Origin of the sequence: Arcicella sp. LKC2W (genome assembly GCF_034931005.1) — a bacterium.
In the GTDB taxonomy this organism is placed as follows: Bacteria; Bacteroidota; Bacteroidia; order Cytophagales; family Spirosomataceae; genus Arcicella.
Genome location: NZ_JAYGIN010000014.1, coordinates 237,942 through 253,640, shown reverse-complemented (window position 1 = coordinate 253,640; position 15,699 = coordinate 237,942). Strand labels below are relative to the sequence as shown.

General features: G+C 34.6%; 15 protein-coding genes. 10 read left to right on the top strand and 5 right to left on the bottom strand.

Features of this window, described 5'->3' with window-relative positions:
* Positions 1–264: 264 nt before the first annotated feature.
* Positions 265–723, top strand: coding sequence for a nuclear transport factor 2 family protein (locus tag VB796_RS13095; protein ID WP_323347001.1), 459 nt, complete (start codon positions 265–267; stop codon positions 721–723).
* On the opposite strand, the gene VB796_RS13090 is transcribed toward VB796_RS13095, so the two are convergent.
* Both VB796_RS13090 and VB796_RS13085 read right to left on the bottom strand, forming a co-directional pair.
* On the bottom strand, positions 724–2,535 hold the full coding sequence (locus tag VB796_RS13090) for a DUF5689 domain-containing protein (RefSeq protein WP_323347000.1): 1,812 nt from the start codon (positions 2,533–2,535) through the stop codon (positions 724–726).
* A 38-nt stretch (positions 2,536–2,573) separates the two neighbouring features.
* Positions 2,574–3,254: a transposase gene (locus VB796_RS13085; protein WP_323346999.1), complete on the bottom strand. Its 681-nt coding sequence runs from the start codon at positions 3,252–3,254 to the stop codon at positions 2,574–2,576.
* A 285-nt stretch (positions 3,255–3,539) separates the two neighbouring features.
* Between VB796_RS13085 and VB796_RS13080 the strand changes: the two genes are divergently transcribed.
* The 7 genes from VB796_RS13080 (at position 3,540) to murA (ending at position 9,827) form a co-directional block, all read left to right on the top strand.
* The gene (locus VB796_RS13080; protein WP_323346998.1) at positions 3,540–4,151 is read left to right on the top strand and encodes a hypothetical protein; all 612 of its coding nucleotides are present in this window, start codon (positions 3,540–3,542) and stop codon (positions 4,149–4,151) included.
* Between the two features lie 48 nt (positions 4,152–4,199).
* Positions 4,200–4,496, top strand: a complete 297-nt coding sequence (locus tag VB796_RS13075) for a transcriptional regulator (RefSeq protein ID WP_323346997.1) — start codon at positions 4,200–4,202, stop codon at positions 4,494–4,496.
* A 377-nt stretch (positions 4,497–4,873) separates the two neighbouring features.
* Complete coding sequence (gene creD / locus VB796_RS13070) at positions 4,874–6,295, top strand: cell envelope integrity protein CreD (protein WP_323346996.1); 1,422 nt, start codon at positions 4,874–4,876, stop codon at positions 6,293–6,295.
* Positions 6,296–6,354: 59 nt separating this feature from the next.
* Positions 6,355–7,014 (top strand): DUF1361 domain-containing protein, encoded by a 660-nt coding sequence (locus tag VB796_RS13065; protein WP_323346995.1) that lies wholly within the window; start codon positions 6,355–6,357, stop codon positions 7,012–7,014.
* Between the two features lie 128 nt (positions 7,015–7,142).
* Positions 7,143–7,520 (top strand): diacylglycerol kinase family protein, encoded by a 378-nt coding sequence (locus tag VB796_RS13060; RefSeq protein ID WP_323346994.1) that lies wholly within the window; start codon positions 7,143–7,145, stop codon positions 7,518–7,520.
* An 86-nt stretch (positions 7,521–7,606) separates the two neighbouring features.
* Positions 7,607–8,389 carry a DUF4290 domain-containing protein gene (locus VB796_RS13055; protein WP_323346993.1) on the top strand — a complete coding sequence of 261 codons (783 nt, stop codon included), beginning with the start codon at positions 7,607–7,609 and terminating at the stop codon, positions 8,387–8,389.
* Between the two features lie 130 nt (positions 8,390–8,519).
* Positions 8,520–9,827 carry a UDP-N-acetylglucosamine 1-carboxyvinyltransferase gene (gene murA, locus VB796_RS13050; RefSeq protein WP_323346992.1) on the top strand — a complete coding sequence of 436 codons (1,308 nt, stop codon included), beginning with the start codon at positions 8,520–8,522 and terminating at the stop codon, positions 9,825–9,827.
* A gap of 54 nt (positions 9,828–9,881) precedes the next feature.
* Here the strand turns inward: murA and VB796_RS13045 are convergent, their stop codons facing one another.
* Both VB796_RS13045 and VB796_RS13040 read right to left on the bottom strand, forming a co-directional pair.
* Positions 9,882–10,679, bottom strand: a complete 798-nt coding sequence (locus tag VB796_RS13045) for a hypothetical protein (RefSeq protein WP_323346991.1) — start codon at positions 10,677–10,679, stop codon at positions 9,882–9,884.
* Entirely contained in the window at positions 10,676–11,197 is a 522-nt protein-coding gene (locus VB796_RS13040; protein ID WP_323346990.1) for a hypothetical protein, read from the bottom strand. The genes VB796_RS13045 and VB796_RS13040 overlap by 4 nt, the downstream gene beginning before the upstream one ends.
* A gap of 198 nt (positions 11,198–11,395) precedes the next feature.
* On the opposite strand from VB796_RS13040, the gene VB796_RS13035 reads away from it, so the two are divergent.
* Entirely contained in the window at positions 11,396–12,193 is a 798-nt protein-coding gene (locus tag VB796_RS13035) for a sterol desaturase family protein (RefSeq protein WP_323346989.1), read from the top strand.
* Positions 12,194–12,251: 58 nt separating this feature from the next.
* Here VB796_RS13035 and VB796_RS13030 read toward each other — a convergent pair whose 3' ends face one another.
* Positions 12,252–12,884, bottom strand: coding sequence for an outer membrane lipoprotein carrier protein LolA (locus VB796_RS13030; RefSeq protein ID WP_323346988.1), 633 nt, complete (start codon positions 12,882–12,884; stop codon positions 12,252–12,254).
* A gap of 325 nt (positions 12,885–13,209) precedes the next feature.
* Here VB796_RS13030 and VB796_RS13025 point away from each other — a divergent pair, with 325 nt between their 5' ends.
* Entirely contained in the window at positions 13,210–15,657 is a 2,448-nt protein-coding gene (locus tag VB796_RS13025; RefSeq protein WP_323346987.1) for a hypothetical protein, read from the top strand.
* The last annotated feature ends 42 nt before the right edge of the window (positions 15,658–15,699 follow it).

The following is a 15,699-nucleotide window of genomic DNA, read 5'->3' as shown; positions in this document are numbered from 1 at the left end:
TTATTAATGCAAAACCGCTGACGGGGTGAAAAACCGCCGTCAGGGTTACGGAAGAAGACCCTGACGGCGGTTTTTCACCCCGTCAGCGGTTAATTTGGGTCAAATTTGCATTTGCATTTGCATTTTTAAGTACATAATTCCGATTAATTTTATCATAAAAATCTGCTTAATCAACATAATGTGTGGTCTATTTTCTTAATTTTAATCCGTGGAAATCCATTCAATCCGTACAATCTGTGGTCTAATCATTAAGCTTCAATTAATATGAAAAATCTAATTGTACTTTTCGCTCTTTTATTTGTTTCGCACCTTATAAAAGCTCAATCAGAAGACGAAAAAGCCGTAAAAGCTGTTGTTATTCAGTTATTTGATGGAATGCAAAAACATGATTCTACTATGATTAGAGCGTGTTTTCATCCTTCAGCAAGAATGCTGTCGATTGGAATGAGTCGCAAAACAAATAACGTTGAGCTAACTACCGAAAATTCAATTGATGGTTTTGTAAAACAGATTGGGAGTTTACCAGCCAATGTAAAAATTGAAGAAAAAGTATTGAGCTATGAAATCAGAGTAGATGCCCAAATGGCAACGGCTTGGACTCCTTACGAATTGTACGTAAATGAAAAACGCCAACATTGTGGTGTTGACGCTTTTCAATTCTATAAAACCGCTAAAGGTTGGAAAATTATTTCTATTGCCGATACACGTAGAAAATGTGAGTAATTATTCCTTCATAATTTTTAAAACTCCATTCTTCTCCCCCGACTGAATTCTTAATAAATACATTCCTGAAGGCAAAATTGATAATTTATCATTTATAGACTGGTTCATTTTCTCTAAATTCCCCGTACTTTCTACCAAATTATTCCCTAAGAAATTCATCAGAGAATAATCAAAATCATTTCCTTCTGCTTCAATAGTAATACTCCCTTTCGTTGGATTTGGATAAATATTCATGACCAATTCATCAATTCTTGGCTCAAATCCCAAAACTCTATCACGCTCAAAATTGAAGGTTGCATAAATTGGCAAATGGTCAGAAGTAGTTGATGAATAATTGGGAATATACATAAATCCTAATTCTGTTGAAACCGAATTTGTTACATAATTATTCACTAATTCATCAGAAATCATGATATGGTCAATAACATTGTTTCGTGACAAATAACTTCTTACGCCATTGTCTGTCAATGATTTAGAAATTGCCTGATAATTTTTAGAATCATCTATAAATCTTTTATATGACGATTCTTTAGTTGAGGTTATTTCTGAAACAGTTTCATCGACATCATCATTATAATCACCTACTACAATGACATTGGCGGCTGAAAATTGAGCATCTAAAGTATCTTTCAGCACCTCCACATCATATTTTCTTTGACGATATTGCAATTCTTTTGCATCTGTGGTTGGGGTAGTTCCACCTGTATTAGCTCGTGCATGAATGCCTACAATATGCAACCGTTTCTTGACTCCATTAATATTAACGTCTGCCACAAACAAAAAAGGCAATCGTCCAGATGCCCAAAAACGACTTGGATTATTTTCGGGATAATTTGGTAAAGTTGTCGCTTTAGTCAATAACGGACGAGCAGAAACAGAATCCACTACACCTTTTTTATAGACGAAACAAACTCGTTGAGCATCATCTGCCACACCTCCTGCCGAAACCGCCGAAGAGCAAAAACCTTTATAATTGGTATATTTTGAAATAAAATCTTTAAAATACTTTATGTTTGAAACCTCTTCCAAAACAAAAACATCAGCTTTCAGCGAATCTAAAACTTGTTGAAAATTTTTCTGTTGGAGTAATTCTCCCGTTGGGCCATTAGCAGTATTACCTAACCAATTGGTATTCCAAGTTGCTAATTTGAAAGATTTATCTGCCGACAAACCCGTTTGTGGCTTTTTATACACTTCGGTATTGGGCAAATCTTCAATAAAGCGGGGTTGTAATTGATAGGTTGTATTAAAAAGCCCAATGATGCCCGTAACAGTTACCGCACCTTGTGGCTTTGTCCTTCCAATAAGGTTTGTCGTAGAAACAATTCTTAAATCCGATGCGGATGAGCCTGCTTTTACCTGATAATTAGTATTGGGCAAAAGAACAAATTTCTTATCATCAAATTCAACATCTTTAATGGTAACTAATTGACCTTCATAGACCTTAGCATCAGCAATAGAAATAACTTTAGGAACAACTGCTTTAGCAGGCACATTAATTTTCGTAAAATCAACAATACTCGAAGCCGTACCAATTTGTATTTGAGCATTAAAAGTTGCGATTAATCCAGATACTTTTACAGAGTCACCGATGGTAACACCATTGGCAAAAGCGGTATTAAAAACAGCAATTCCACCCGTAGCATCTTGAATGTAAGCAGTTGAACCAAATTGATTGGTAGCAGTAACCCGACCAATCACGTAGGCAGCTTTACCAACGGCTACTTTTCGAGCTTGGGCAATAGAACTGTAAGTTTGTCCTTGTAGTAAAATAGGAAGACAACACAATAAGAGGATTAAATATTTCTTCATGGCGGATTGAAGTAACACAGACTTCAGTCTGTAAATAACTATGGTAAATTTATTCGATAAATATCTTTCACATAAGTAAAGGAAAAATCCTGCCAAAAATTCACCAAGTTAGCTTTTACAGGATTATTTGCTATGTATCTAATAATATTATCACGTTCCTTTTCATTTCTGACATAGTGGTCATACGACTCTACTTGCCAAAATCTCCCTTTTCTTTTAAGAATTTTATTCGCCTCATAAGCTGAGCCTCCTTTTATTAACTTTAATAGCTCAGACAAAGGCTTGTAATTATTAGAAGTAATGTCAATACTGGCTGACAAATCCTCAATTTGAACGTACAAGTCTATCAATAAATGTACATGATTAGACATAATACAAACTGCCAGTAAATCATAATATTTTCTGTCGTAAAAGGTTATTTTATCCATCACGATCTGGGCAATTTCTCTATTCCGCAAGTAATTCCCACCATGAATAGCATTATCCAAAACAGCATCAAACTTTGAGAAATGCCGTTTGTGTTCTTTTACAATTTCCTCATAAAAATTTAGTGGTCTATTTTCTCTTAGAGAAGCGATTTTCACAAGTTTTTCCTGTTGTAAAGCAGCAATAATCTGTACAGGAATTGCATCATGAAGATTAAAAGTAATAAAGAAAGTTGAACCAATTGGTTGGATGTGAGGCAGATTTCTTCGGTAGACAGTTTTTATTAATTTCATTTGGTAGAATTTGTAACACAGACTTTAGTCTGTAATAGTAACACAGACTTTAGTCTGTAATAGTAACACAGACTTTAGTCTGTAATAGTAACACAGACTTTAGTCTGTAATAGTAACACAGACTTTAGTCTGTAATAGTAAATATATGAAATATTTTCAAACAAAGATTTTATACTTACAGACTGAAGTCTGTGTTACATTAACATTCCCAATAAATAATTCAAAAAAGTTTGGAAAATAAAAACTCACATATTTACTTTGCATTACAAAGTAATTTGAAATAAAATGAAACAACATCTCCAAGACCTTACAGAAATTCGTTCGATGATGGAACGCTCTTCTCGATTTATTTCACTCAGTGGGCTTTCAGGCGTATTTGCGGGAATGTTTGCTTTGGTGGGTGCGTATATTGCCTATAATCGTATTTTGGAAGATAATGAAGGTGAGTATTTGAATTTATTAAACAACACGCCTCTTTTACGTTTCATCGTCATTGATGGAATTGTGGTTTTGACGTTTTCACTTATCTCTGCATTCTATTTTACGGCACGCCAAGCCAAAAGAAAAGGCTTGAAACTTTGGGATAAAACCTCTAAGAGATTATTAGTAAATATGGGTGTTCCATTGATTGCAGGTGGTTTTTTTTGCTTGATTTTATTACAACAAGCTCCCCATTTAATTGACTCTGCAACATTAGTTTTCTACGGTTTAGCCCTAATAAATGCCTCAAAATACACTTACGACGACGTTAAATATTTGGGCTATATTGAAGTAGTATTGGGGCTGGCTTGCGGACTCTTGAATGAATGGCGAATCGGTTTACTCTTTTGGTCTTTGGGTTTTGGGCTATTGCATATTGCCTACGGAATTGTGATGTACAAGAAATATGAGCGGTAATTTGAGTACAACTCGTTTCTCAAAATCACCCAATTTTTAATTTTTATTATGAAAAACTTAATCGCTGATATAAATAAAGCTTTCGAAAATCGTGTACGGTTGGGCATTATGTCCATCCTCATGGTGAACGATTGGGTTGATTTTGGCGATTTGAAAGAAATGCTTGATGTAACGGATGGCAATTTATCGTCTCATATTTCAGCATTAGAAAAGGAAAAATATATTCAAGTCAGAAAAGCCTTCATTGGCAAACGACCAAATACCTCTTTTCAAGCAACAACCGAAGGAAAACAAGCCTTTCAAGAGCATTTGAATGCTTTGGAGGCGTTGATTAAAGGAATGTAAAATGTACCACGATTCTCCAGAATCGTGAAGTTTAATAGCAACTAAATCATGATTCTCCAGAATCGTGAAGTTTAATAGCAACTAAATCACGATTCTCCAGAATCGTGAAGTTTAATAGCAACTAAATCATGATTCTCCAGAATCGTGAAGTTTAATAGCAACTAAATCATGATTCTCCAGAATCGTAAAGTTTAATAGCAACTAAATCACGATTCTGGAGAATCGTGGTACACAAAGTCTTTACATTTCACGATTTTGGAAAATTGTGGTACAATGAAGGCTTTTTTTAGAATATTTAACTTTGAAATTCAAAGTAATTTGAAATACTATATATAAAACTAAAAGAATTTCCACAAAATTTCAACCCCAACATAATCATGGAATCAACAGAAAAAACATCCCTTTTTGAACGCTTTAACAATTGGGTAAAAAGCTCAATTATGCTCAAACTTATTACTATTTTCATTCTGATTTTATTATTGATGATTCCTTCTGCCATATTGGAAAGTCTGATTCATGAACGACAAGCTACCCGTGACAATGCAGTGGAGGAAATTACGTCAAAATGGGGAAGTAATCAGACGATTGGCGGGGCGGTTATTACTATTCCATACACCATCATTGAAGAAGATGATAAAGGCAAAAAGTCAACTGTGATAGAATACGCCCACTTTTTACCCGAAAATCTTAACATCACGGGAAAATTAATTCCAGAAAAAAGATACCGAGGAATTTATGTGGTCATGCTCTACAACGCTCAACTTCACGTTCAAGGTTTTTTCAAAAAACCGAATGTTGAATTATTAAAAATTCCGAAAGAAAGATTCTTATTTTCAGAAGCATTTATCTCTTTTGGTTTAACGGATATGAAGGGAATTAAAGAAGCAATCAATCTGAAAATCAATGGTGTGAGCAAAGAAATGAATTCTGGAATTGAGTCCAAAGATTTATTTGCTTCTGGGGTAAGTTGCCCGATTGACTTATCTTCAGAAATAATCAATTTTGATGCTCAAATCAACCTAAATGGTAGTAAAGAAATTGACTTTTTACCCTTTGGCAAAACCACAAAAGTGAGCATTGAATCGTCTTGGGGAACGCCAAGTTTTATGGGAGCATCTTTACCTGACGAACGTCAAGTTACGGAAAAAGGCTTTAAAGCGGTTTGGAACGAATTGCACCTCAACCGAAATTATCCACAACAAGGCGTTGGAAATTTTATTGGCACAATTTCAAATTATTCTGAAAATATGCCTCAAAACCGTGCGGTAGCTTCATATCCAGATGGTAACAATCCCAAAGTTAGTAGTGAATTGCAAAGTTCTTTTGGCGTAAAATTGCTTTTACCCGTTGATGAATATCAAAAAACGATTCGTTCTACCAAATACAATTTGATGTTTATTGTCATCACTTTTATTGCGTTTTTCTTCGTAGAAATTCTAAATAAAAAACGCTTACACCCAATTCAATATCTTTTGGTAGGCTTTGCCATTTGCCTTTTCTACGTCCTTTTATTGGCAATTTCCGAGCATCTATCTTTCAATATGGCGTACTTAATTGGTTGTGTAACGATACTCACATTAATTATGTTTTATACGTTGAGTATTTTTAAAGATATGCGTATAACATTGATATTCAATGGAATACTCGCTCTTCTTTACGGTTTTTTCTATTCATTATTACAGTTGGAAGATTATTCTTTATTACTTGGAAGCATCGGACTATTAATTATTTTGGCAATTGTGATGTACTTGACCCGAAATATAGATTGGTATCGTGCTTACAACAATAAAGAAGAATAGTTCGAACACAGGACAGTCTTGTCTCTTCAAAGGCAAGCTGTCCATATTTTCTAAAAATCATGAAAATTTTCAATATCCCCATCAATCGTTTTAGATTGATTTTTACACTCGGATTAATGTCCGTTTCTGCTATTGGATTATTTATTTTAAAAACAGTTTTAACTCATAATTTTGCTTTATGGGGCATCAACTGGAATTTATTTTTAGCTTGGATTCCTGTTTTTATCGTTACTTGGTTAGAAAACAAGGTCAAAATCAATGCTTTACAAAAATGGGAAGTCCTTGCAACGAGCTTACTTTGGCTTTTGTTTTTTCCGAATTCTCCTTATATCATTACCGATTTAGTGCATTTGCAGTCGCTTTCAGGCAATACGTATTGGCATTATCAAATCATGATTTTTACGTATGCTTTCGTGAGTTTGGCGTGTGGCTTATTATCTCTTTATTGGATTCAGAAGGTTTGGACGCAGGTATTTTCAATCAATTGGAGTAATTTGTTTACTTTCGGAGCAATTTGTTTATCAGGTTTTGGTATTTTTTTGGGTCGAGTGGAACGTTTCAATTCTTGGGATTTTTTTATTCATCCTTTCACTTTAGTAAAGTTCATGTTTCATTCCATCAAAAATCCAACGGCAATTTTAATGACTTTTGAGTTTTCAATTTTTATTGGTTTGGCATATTGGATGTTTTATAGTTTGATTCATTTGAAGGAAGAATAAGTTTTTGCCACTAAGACTCGAAGACGCAAAGAAATTAATATATTTTGAAAGCATCCACAGCGAATACATTTTGTTCTTTGTGTCTTTGTGACTTCGTGGCTAAATTTGCCCTTAATAAAACTGAAATTATGATTAACATTCAAAAATTCTTAAAAAGTGTTCCATTTGCTTGGGAAGGAATTATTACGCTTTTCAAATCTGAAAATAACGCTAAAATTCACCTTTTGGCGGTGGTGGTGGTCGTAATTTCTGGTTTTTTGATTGGTTTTTCTGAAAATGAGTGGCTTGCCATTATCTTGACAATGGGCGGAGTTTTAGCTTTAGAATCAGTCAATACTGCTATCGAAGCTTTGGTAGATTTGGCTTCACCTGAATTTCATCCTTTGGCAAAAAAAGCAAAAGACTTAGCCGCAGGTGCAGTTTTGATATTCGTTTTTGGAGCTTTGGCGGTGGCAGGCGTTATTTTATGGAATCATTTTAACTACATTCTCTCATCTATTCTCTAAAATCTATTCTCAATTCTCTCTCATTTTTGTATCTTCGTGAAAAATCATCGACTTTTACAACATTTGTTGCATAGATATACATTCTCATGAAGGAATACGGAACCAACGTCCAAAAATTAGTGAACCACATTCTTACGGTTCAAGACAAAAATACACGCACTAAATACGCTTATTTATTGGTAGAACTGATGCGTCAGGTTCACCCAAATATGCGTGATAGTCAGGATTATTCAAACAAACTTTGGGATGACCTTTATATCATGTCAAACTTCAAATTGGACGTAGAAAGCCCATTCCCGCCTCCTGCACCTGACGCTGTCGGTAAATTACCAAAAGCGGTTCCATACAATACCAATTTCTTAAAATATCGATATTATGGACGCAATGTAGAATTATTGATTTCTCGGGCAATTGCAGAGCAAGACGATAATGAAAAACGTATACTGGTAGCTCATATCGCCCGTTTGATGAAAACTTTTTATCAAAATTGGAACCGTGAAGTAGTTGATGATGAGGTAATTTGGGGACATATTCTTGAACTTTCAGAAGGAAAATTATCTCAAATAGTTCAAGCCATTTCTGGAAATTCTTCGTTAGGAAATTTACGAAATGCCAATAATCGTACTAATTCTACCAACGAAAGAAGACCTGATAGTAGAAACGATAATCGTAATAATGATAATCGTAATAATAATAATCGTCAGAATTTTGGAGGAAGAAATGACAGCAATGGCGGTAGAAACGACAATCGAAACAATAATAACAACGGCAGAAACGACAACCGCAACAACAACAATGGCGGCAGAAACGACAATCGAAATAATAACAACAACGGCAGAAACGACAATAATAACCGTAACCGTAGATAGCATTGAGTGCAATTGAGATATAAACCAATATTCATGACTGAAAAAATTAAGCTATTTTTTAATTAAAATTCGTTTTGAAAATATCTCAGACATTTTAGATAACCGATAATTGATAAAGATAAACAACTAAATGGCATCATTTAAAGTAACTGGCGGTCGCCAAATGAAGGGGGAAATTATTCCTCAAGGAGCAAAAAACGAAGCACTTCAAATTTTATGTGCGGTAGTTTTAACCAAAGAACCCGTAACTATTCACAACATTCCAAACATTCGTGACGTAAATCAATTGATTGACCTTTTGGGTGATATGGGCGTGCGTTGTACACGTATGGGAGAATCTTCTGTAAAATTTGATGCCTCAGAAGTAAACTTAGACTACTTAAATTCAGAGACTTACAAGAAAAAAGCAGCCGCTTTACGAGGTTCAGTTATGCTACTTGGACCTACTTTGGCACGTTTCAAAAAAGGTAGAATTCCCTCACCAGGTGGAGATAAAATCGGTCGTCGTCGTTTAGACACTCACTTTCTGGGCTTCATGAAATTGGGAGCAAAATTCAACTATTCGCAAGAAGATGGTGGAATTTACGAAGTTGATGCGTCACATTTGCATGGCACTTATATGCTATTGGATGAAGCATCTGTAACTGGAACTGCCAACATTGTGATGGCAGCCGTTTTAGCAGAAGGAACAACAACCATTTATAATGCTGCTTGCGAACCATATTTGCAACAACTTTGTAAAATGTTGAACCGCATGGGAGCAAAAATCACAGGTGTTGGTTCAAATTTATTGACAATTGAAGGTGTTTCTGAACTTTTTGGAACGGAACATACCATGTTGCCAGATATGATTGAAATTGGTTCATTCATCGGAATGGCAGCCATGACGCAGTCTGAAATTACTATCAAAAACTGCTCGGTGAAGGATTTAGGAATTATTCCACAAACTTTCCAAAAATTAGGAATTAAATTAGAAATTAGAGGAGACGATATTTTTGTACCTGCTCAAGACCGTTACGAACTCGAAACTTTCATTGATGGTTCAATGCTTACGGTTTCTGACAGTCCTTGGCCTGGCTTTACTCCTGACTTATTGAGTATCGTTTTAGTAACGGCTATTCAAGCAAAAGGAACGGTATTGATTCACCAAAAAATGTTTGAAAGTCGTTTATTCTTCGTGGATAAATTGATTGAGATGGGAGCTCAAATTATTCTTTGCGACCCACACCGTGCAACCGTAGTTGGTTTAAATCGTGAACAACAATTGAGAGGAATCCGAATGACATCACCCGATATTCGTGCGGGAGTTTCCTTATTAATTGCCGCAATGGGTGCAAAAGGAACATCAATCATTGAAAACATTGAGCAAATTGACAGAGGTTATCAAAACATTGACACTCGTTTGAATGCTCTTGGTGCTGAGATTGTGAGATTGTAATTTGTTCTCGATATTATAAAAAATCCCTGCAAATCTAAGTTTTGCAGGGATTTTTTATAAATTTTCAATTTCTTCCCAATAAACTTTATTAAAATGATGAGTATAAGGGTCAAATAGTATTTTACTGTCTTTATATAATTTTACTGCTACATTTTTACATTTATTTGCTTCATCTTGATTTTTTAAAATCTTGAAAATTTTTGATTTATAATACTCATTTTCTGCTAAAGCATTTATTTTAGCTTGTTTTTCAAAACAACTCAAGGCATTTTGATAGTCTTTGATTTCAAAATATGTGACTCCTAATTGATAATAATCGTACAGACCAACTTCATAATTAGGTGTATTAATCTGTTGCTTCATAATGTCAATTGCTTTTTGTTTTTGCCCAATTGCACTATAACAAATTCCTTTGGCGAGATTCAAATGATAATCTCCATTTTGACCGAATCCAATGTCATAATTCGCTAAGCTATCCAACTTTTCAATGTCTCTAATTGCTCCTTCATAATCCCTAAAAAATTGGTATCGACACCAACCTCTATATCCTAAATTAGTTCGCCATTCTAATTCTACGGCTTTATCAATCAATTTTTTCCAAGTTATAAAATCACCACTTTTTAGATAAGCTGTTGATTTTTCACGATAGGCATAAGCAAAATTTGGACAGATTTTAAGGACTTCATCAAATTTTTCGTGGAATTTTCTATGAAATTGATATTCCTGAATTTGTTCAGATAATAAGCACGCTTTGTACTGTGCCGTATCTCCTGCATACAGATATACGTTGCAATTGGGTTGTGCGTAAGTATGAAAAGAGATGAGAAATAAGAAGTAAAATAAAATTTTCATGGTAGGATTTCGGTTATTTTTCCGTCTTTAATTTTGAAGATTAGGTATTGATAAAAATCGTAAGCTAATATTTCGGTTTTAGATTGGAATGCTTTAGGCTTCCAACCTTTCAATTCTTTTGCAATGGTTAATAATTGTTCCGTAATAGATTTATCAAACGTTTTTTCTTGATAATTTTCGTCAGTTCCTATTAATCTGAATCTATCTGTTTCACCTTTACAATTAACCACGAAGCGGATTCTTATTAAGCCTGTTTGCTTTGAGGCATTTTGTGATTTATACTTCTCTTTGAAACTTTGTTCAATCGCTTTTTTCTCGCCTTCATACAACACACCTTTACCATCGTTAAAATATTGATAGCCATAGCCTTTACCACATAATTGAAAGTCTTTTCTATCTAAGGTTGAATCAAAATCGATATCTCCAGTTGAATTAGGATATTTTAACATTGTTGTTTTATTGTCTTGACAAAATGACTGGAGCGATAAGAAAATAAGCGGAATTAATAGTTTTTTCATACGTGCAAAATGATGTTTAAAAGAAATAATATTATTAATAACGTCTAATAATCCTCAAAATTGTGATTCAATGATATTTCAATAATTTTGTTAACTTTATCTCTCTTCAAATAGTTATTATAGAAATACTGTTTTTGTTGTGTCCAATAGCAACAAATCAAAGAAAACTATCCCCTAAATTTTGTCAATAAAACGATAATGATTAAATCCCTCTTCTCTTTAAATTTCACAGAACCATTGGTTTTTGTCTCACTGTGCTTCTTGATATTCTTCATTGTAACATCTCGATATTTTCTTTTAAGCGGATTATTTCACGTCTATTTTTATATTTGGAAACATAAAGAATGGGAAAAACGGAAGATTAACAAAAAGGCTTATCCTCCCAAACAATTTCAAACAGAAGTATATTGGTCAACTTTAACGGCAGCCATTTTTTCGGTTATTGGAGCATTATCCGCTATTGTTTGGCAAAAGGGTTATACTGTTGTCTATCTGAATATCAATGATTATCCAATTTGGTGGATTCCTATTAGTATTTTGCTTTCAATGTTTATTCACGAAACGTATTATTATTGGTTGCATCGATGGATGCACCACCCAAAAATTTACAAATACGTTCATCAAGTACATCACGATAGCAAAATTACCTCCGCTTGGACTGCCTTTTCATTTCACCCAATTGAAGGTTTATTGGAAGCTCTCATCATGCCCGTAATCGTGATAATTGTGCCAATGCACATATACGCCGTAATAACACATTTAACGATAATGACACTTACCGCTGCTATTAACCACCTTGATATTGAGATTTATCCGAGAAATGTATTTGGAAATTTATTGGGGAAACACGTCATTGGAGCAACACATCATAGCCATCATCATAAATTTTACCGTTATAATTTTGGGCTATATTTCACTTTTTGGGACAAATGGGGAAAAACAGAAAGTCCCAATTTTGAGAGAGATTTTAATTTAAGAGCTGAAAAGAAGGAATGAAAAAAGGGAGAAACGGGTTATAACCCATTTCTCCCTTTCTCCTTTAACACTTTCTCCTCTATCGAAGGTCATTCACTTCAACTCCAGGGTATTTACTTTTATCGAAAGCGAAATATTTTTCATCTACTGCCACATTTGGCGTAAATTTATTCACTTTAAAAGTCTGTCGTTTTCCGTTTTTGTCGGTAATTACCCAACTTTTAACTGATTTATCTTTCTTGTTCAATTTGATTTTCACTTTTGAAACTTGTGTTCCTTTTTTCTCTGGCGAAAGTTCAATTACTTCATAAGATTCTCCGCCTTCCTTCACTTCTTGAACAAAAACATAACGAAATCCTTTTTTATCGAAAGTATAAACTTTAGCAGGGTTCAAATCACTTTCAGAAGGTTCATAATCAGAAATATTAACTTCGTTGGTTTCTTTGATATATGTGGCAACTTCTTTACCATTATTGAAAATTTCTTGTCCACCTGTTTTCAAACGATATTTTGAGCCTTTTACAGTAATATTGCCCTGCAATACTTGGGCTGAACCATCAACTCCATAAGTAAAACTTGCCCCAAAAGACTTCATAGTTTTGTACTTTTTCTGCATGGCATCAATAATTGCTCCAGCTTTAGAATCTTGAGAATATGCACCAAACACGCTGATTGACAGGCAAAAAGTAAAGAAAAGAGTGTATTTTTTCATTTTTTATAAAATATGTATTTTGTACTTTTTTGATTAGACAAAGTTACTAAGAAATGGTTTGATTAACAGTTAATAAAACATTAAAATAATCAAAAGGTTCAAATTGGCACGAAACATGAATATTAAGACTTAGTAAATATATATCTTTGTAAAATAGGTGTTAGATATTAGGCGTTAGGTTTCAGGATTGGAGTAAATAACTTACAACAATGTAATCTAACTTATTTCAACACCACTTATTGTTTCATTGGTTAAGGTTTTATTTTAGTCAAAAGCATTTTACTAAACCCTAAAACCTAAAACCCAAAAACTGAAAAAATTCCTTATGAAATTTTCATTTAAGAAATTCCTACCACATTTATATGCTGTTATTGCCTTTGTAGTATTGGCGGGGATTTACGCATTACCTGCTCTTCAGGGTAAACAATTATCACAACACGACATTACGATGGCTCAAGCAGGGGCTCATGAAGCAGCAGAATTTACCAAACAAACTGGTGAATATGCTTGGTGGACAAACTCTATGTTTGGTGGAATGCCTTCATTTATGATTCAAGGAGCATATCCGAATAGTCTTGGCTCAATGATTGGCGGTAATATTATGGGAGTTTTGCCTACGCCTATCAACATGATTTTCTTGATGATGTTGGGAATGTATATTTTATTGGTTACACTTGGTGCAAATACTTGGCAAGCTATTTTAGGAGCGATTGCCTACGCATTCTGCTCGTGGAATATGGTTATTATTCCCGCAGGACACACTTCTAAAGTATTGGCATTGGCTTACGCTCCGATGGTAGCGGCTGGTGCTGTGCTGTGTTTCAATGGCAAATATTTACTCGGTGCCGCCCTCACGGCTTTATTTATGAGCCTTGAAATATACGCCAATCACGTACAAATTACTTATTATTTTGGTTTGTTTTTAGGTGGATATGTCTTGATAAAAATCATTGACAAGGTTAAATTTGGTGAATTTAAACCTTTAGTTTTTGCTCTTTTAGCTTTTGGCGGTGGGGCTTTAATTGGTTTAGGAAACCACACTATGCGTTTGTGGAATAACGCAGTTTATTCTGCCGAAACCATTCGTGGTAAATCTGAATTGACTACCAATAATCAGTCAAAAGGCGGTTTAGACCGTGATTATGCTTATAATTGGAGTTATGGCATTGGTGAATCAGGCACACTTTTGATTCCTAATTTTTACGGTGGTTCGTCGGGTGGAACTTTAGGTGGAAAGAAATCTGAAACCTTGAAAGTAATGGTTGAAGCAGGTATTCCAGAAGAAAGTGCCATGGGATTTGCAGAACACGGCCCAGCCTATTGGGGCGACCAGCCAAGTACGGGCGGCCCAGCTTATGCAGGTGCAATTATCATTTTCTTATTTGCTTTAGGGGCATTTTTGGTAAAAGGAAGCACAAAATGGTGGCTTGTTGCTTCGGCTATCATTTTCACGATGCTTTCTTGGGGTAAAAACTTACCCACTTTGAATTATTTGATGTTCGATTATTTCCCGATGTTCAACAAATTTAGAGCAGTTACGATGATTTTGTCATTGGCTGATTTGGCGATGGTGACTTTAGGAATTTTAGCATTAAAACAAATTTCGGAGCAAAAACCAACATTCAACGACCTCAAAAAACCTTTAATTTACTCTTTAGGATTAACCGCAGGATTTTCTCTAATATTTGCCTTATTACCGTCATTATTTTTCAGTTTCAAAGGAGCAAATGACGCTGCGATGCAAATTACAGGAGACAAAGCAGTAGATGGAAATATCATCAGAGCCATTGCCTCTGACCGTGAATCGTTGTTACGTTCCGATGCCTTCCGTTCTTTAGTTTTAATACTTTTGGCTGCAGGATTGATTTGGGCTTGGGTTTCCAATAAAATTAAAGATGTGGTTTTCTATCCAATTCTAATCATTTTGGTGGTTTTTGACTTATTTGGCGTTGATAAAAGATATTTTAATAACGACAATTTTGTGTCAAAATCAGAAGAAGAAGAAAAGTTTGCTCCGACGGCAGTTGATGAACAAATTTTGAAAGACAAATCTATTTATCGTGTCTTAGATGGGGCTTCTCCACAAGGATTTTCGAATGATGCAACTGCCTCTTATTACCACAAATCTTTAGGCGGTTATCATGGTGCGAAACTTCGTCGTTATCAAGAAATCATTGAGAATCAGTTCTCTAAAAATAATATGTCGGTATTTAATATGTTGAATACCAAATACTTCACAATGCCAGCTCAACAACAAGGTGGACAACCGATGGTTCAGCAAAATCCTGATGCTTGTGGAAATGCTTGGTTTGTAAAAGAATTTAAAATTGTAGCCAATGCCGATACAGAAATGAAGGCTTTGGATAAATTTAATCCTAAACAAACGGCTTTCATCGACAAACGTTACGAAGAGCAGTTGGCAGGTTTAAAAATTGCGTTTGACAGTACGGCAAATTCCATTAAATTGACTGACTATAAACTCAATTTGATGACTTATGAAAGTAATGCCAAAACAGACCAACTGGCTATTTTTTCAGAGATTTTCTATCGTGGAAATCTTGATTGGAAGGCTTATGTAGATGGCGTTTATAAGCCTCATTTCCGTGCTGATTATATTTTGAGAGGAATGGTTGTACCAGCAGGAAAACATAAAATTGAGTTCAAATTTGAGCCTGAAAGTGTAGCAAAAGGCGGTAAAATAGATTTAATAGCTTCAATTTTAATGGTTGGTCTTTTAGGATTAGCTGTATTTTTTGAGGTAAAGAAGAAATAATTCTGACCTGTGGTTTTGGGATAATCCAAATCCCAAAATCAC

Bases quoted from the DNA above. Each gene is read 5' to 3' on its own strand.
- VB796_RS13095 (WP_323347001.1), top strand. From the start codon at position 265: ATGAAAAATCTAATTGTACTTTTCGCTCTTTTATTTGTTTCGCACCTT.
- VB796_RS13090 (WP_323347000.1), bottom strand. From the start codon at position 2,535: ATGAAGAAATATTTAATCCTCTTATTGTGTTGTCTTCCTATTTTACTA.
- VB796_RS13085 (WP_323346999.1), bottom strand. From the start codon at position 3,254: ATGAAATTAATAAAAACTGTCTACCGAAGAAATCTGCCTCACATCCAA.
- VB796_RS13080 (WP_323346998.1), top strand. From the start codon at position 3,540: ATGAAACAACATCTCCAAGACCTTACAGAAATTCGTTCGATGATGGAA.
- VB796_RS13075 (WP_323346997.1), top strand. From the start codon at position 4,200: ATGAAAAACTTAATCGCTGATATAAATAAAGCTTTCGAAAATCGTGTA.
- creD (WP_323346996.1), top strand. From the start codon at position 4,874: ATGGAATCAACAGAAAAAACATCCCTTTTTGAACGCTTTAACAATTGG.
- VB796_RS13065 (WP_323346995.1), top strand. From the start codon at position 6,355: ATGAAAATTTTCAATATCCCCATCAATCGTTTTAGATTGATTTTTACA.
- VB796_RS13060 (WP_323346994.1), top strand. From the start codon at position 7,143: ATGATTAACATTCAAAAATTCTTAAAAAGTGTTCCATTTGCTTGGGAA.
- VB796_RS13055 (WP_323346993.1), top strand. From the start codon at position 7,607: ATGAAGGAATACGGAACCAACGTCCAAAAATTAGTGAACCACATTCTT.
- murA (WP_323346992.1), top strand. From the start codon at position 8,520: ATGGCATCATTTAAAGTAACTGGCGGTCGCCAAATGAAGGGGGAAATT.
- VB796_RS13045 (WP_323346991.1), bottom strand. From the start codon at position 10,679: ATGAAAATTTTATTTTACTTCTTATTTCTCATCTCTTTTCATACTTAC.
- VB796_RS13040 (WP_323346990.1), bottom strand. From the start codon at position 11,197: ATGAAAAAACTATTAATTCCGCTTATTTTCTTATCGCTCCAGTCATTT.
- VB796_RS13035 (WP_323346989.1), top strand. From the start codon at position 11,396: ATGATTAAATCCCTCTTCTCTTTAAATTTCACAGAACCATTGGTTTTT.
- VB796_RS13030 (WP_323346988.1), bottom strand. From the start codon at position 12,884: ATGAAAAAATACACTCTTTTCTTTACTTTTTGCCTGTCAATCAGCGTG.
- VB796_RS13025 (WP_323346987.1), top strand. From the start codon at position 13,210: ATGAAATTTTCATTTAAGAAATTCCTACCACATTTATATGCTGTTATT.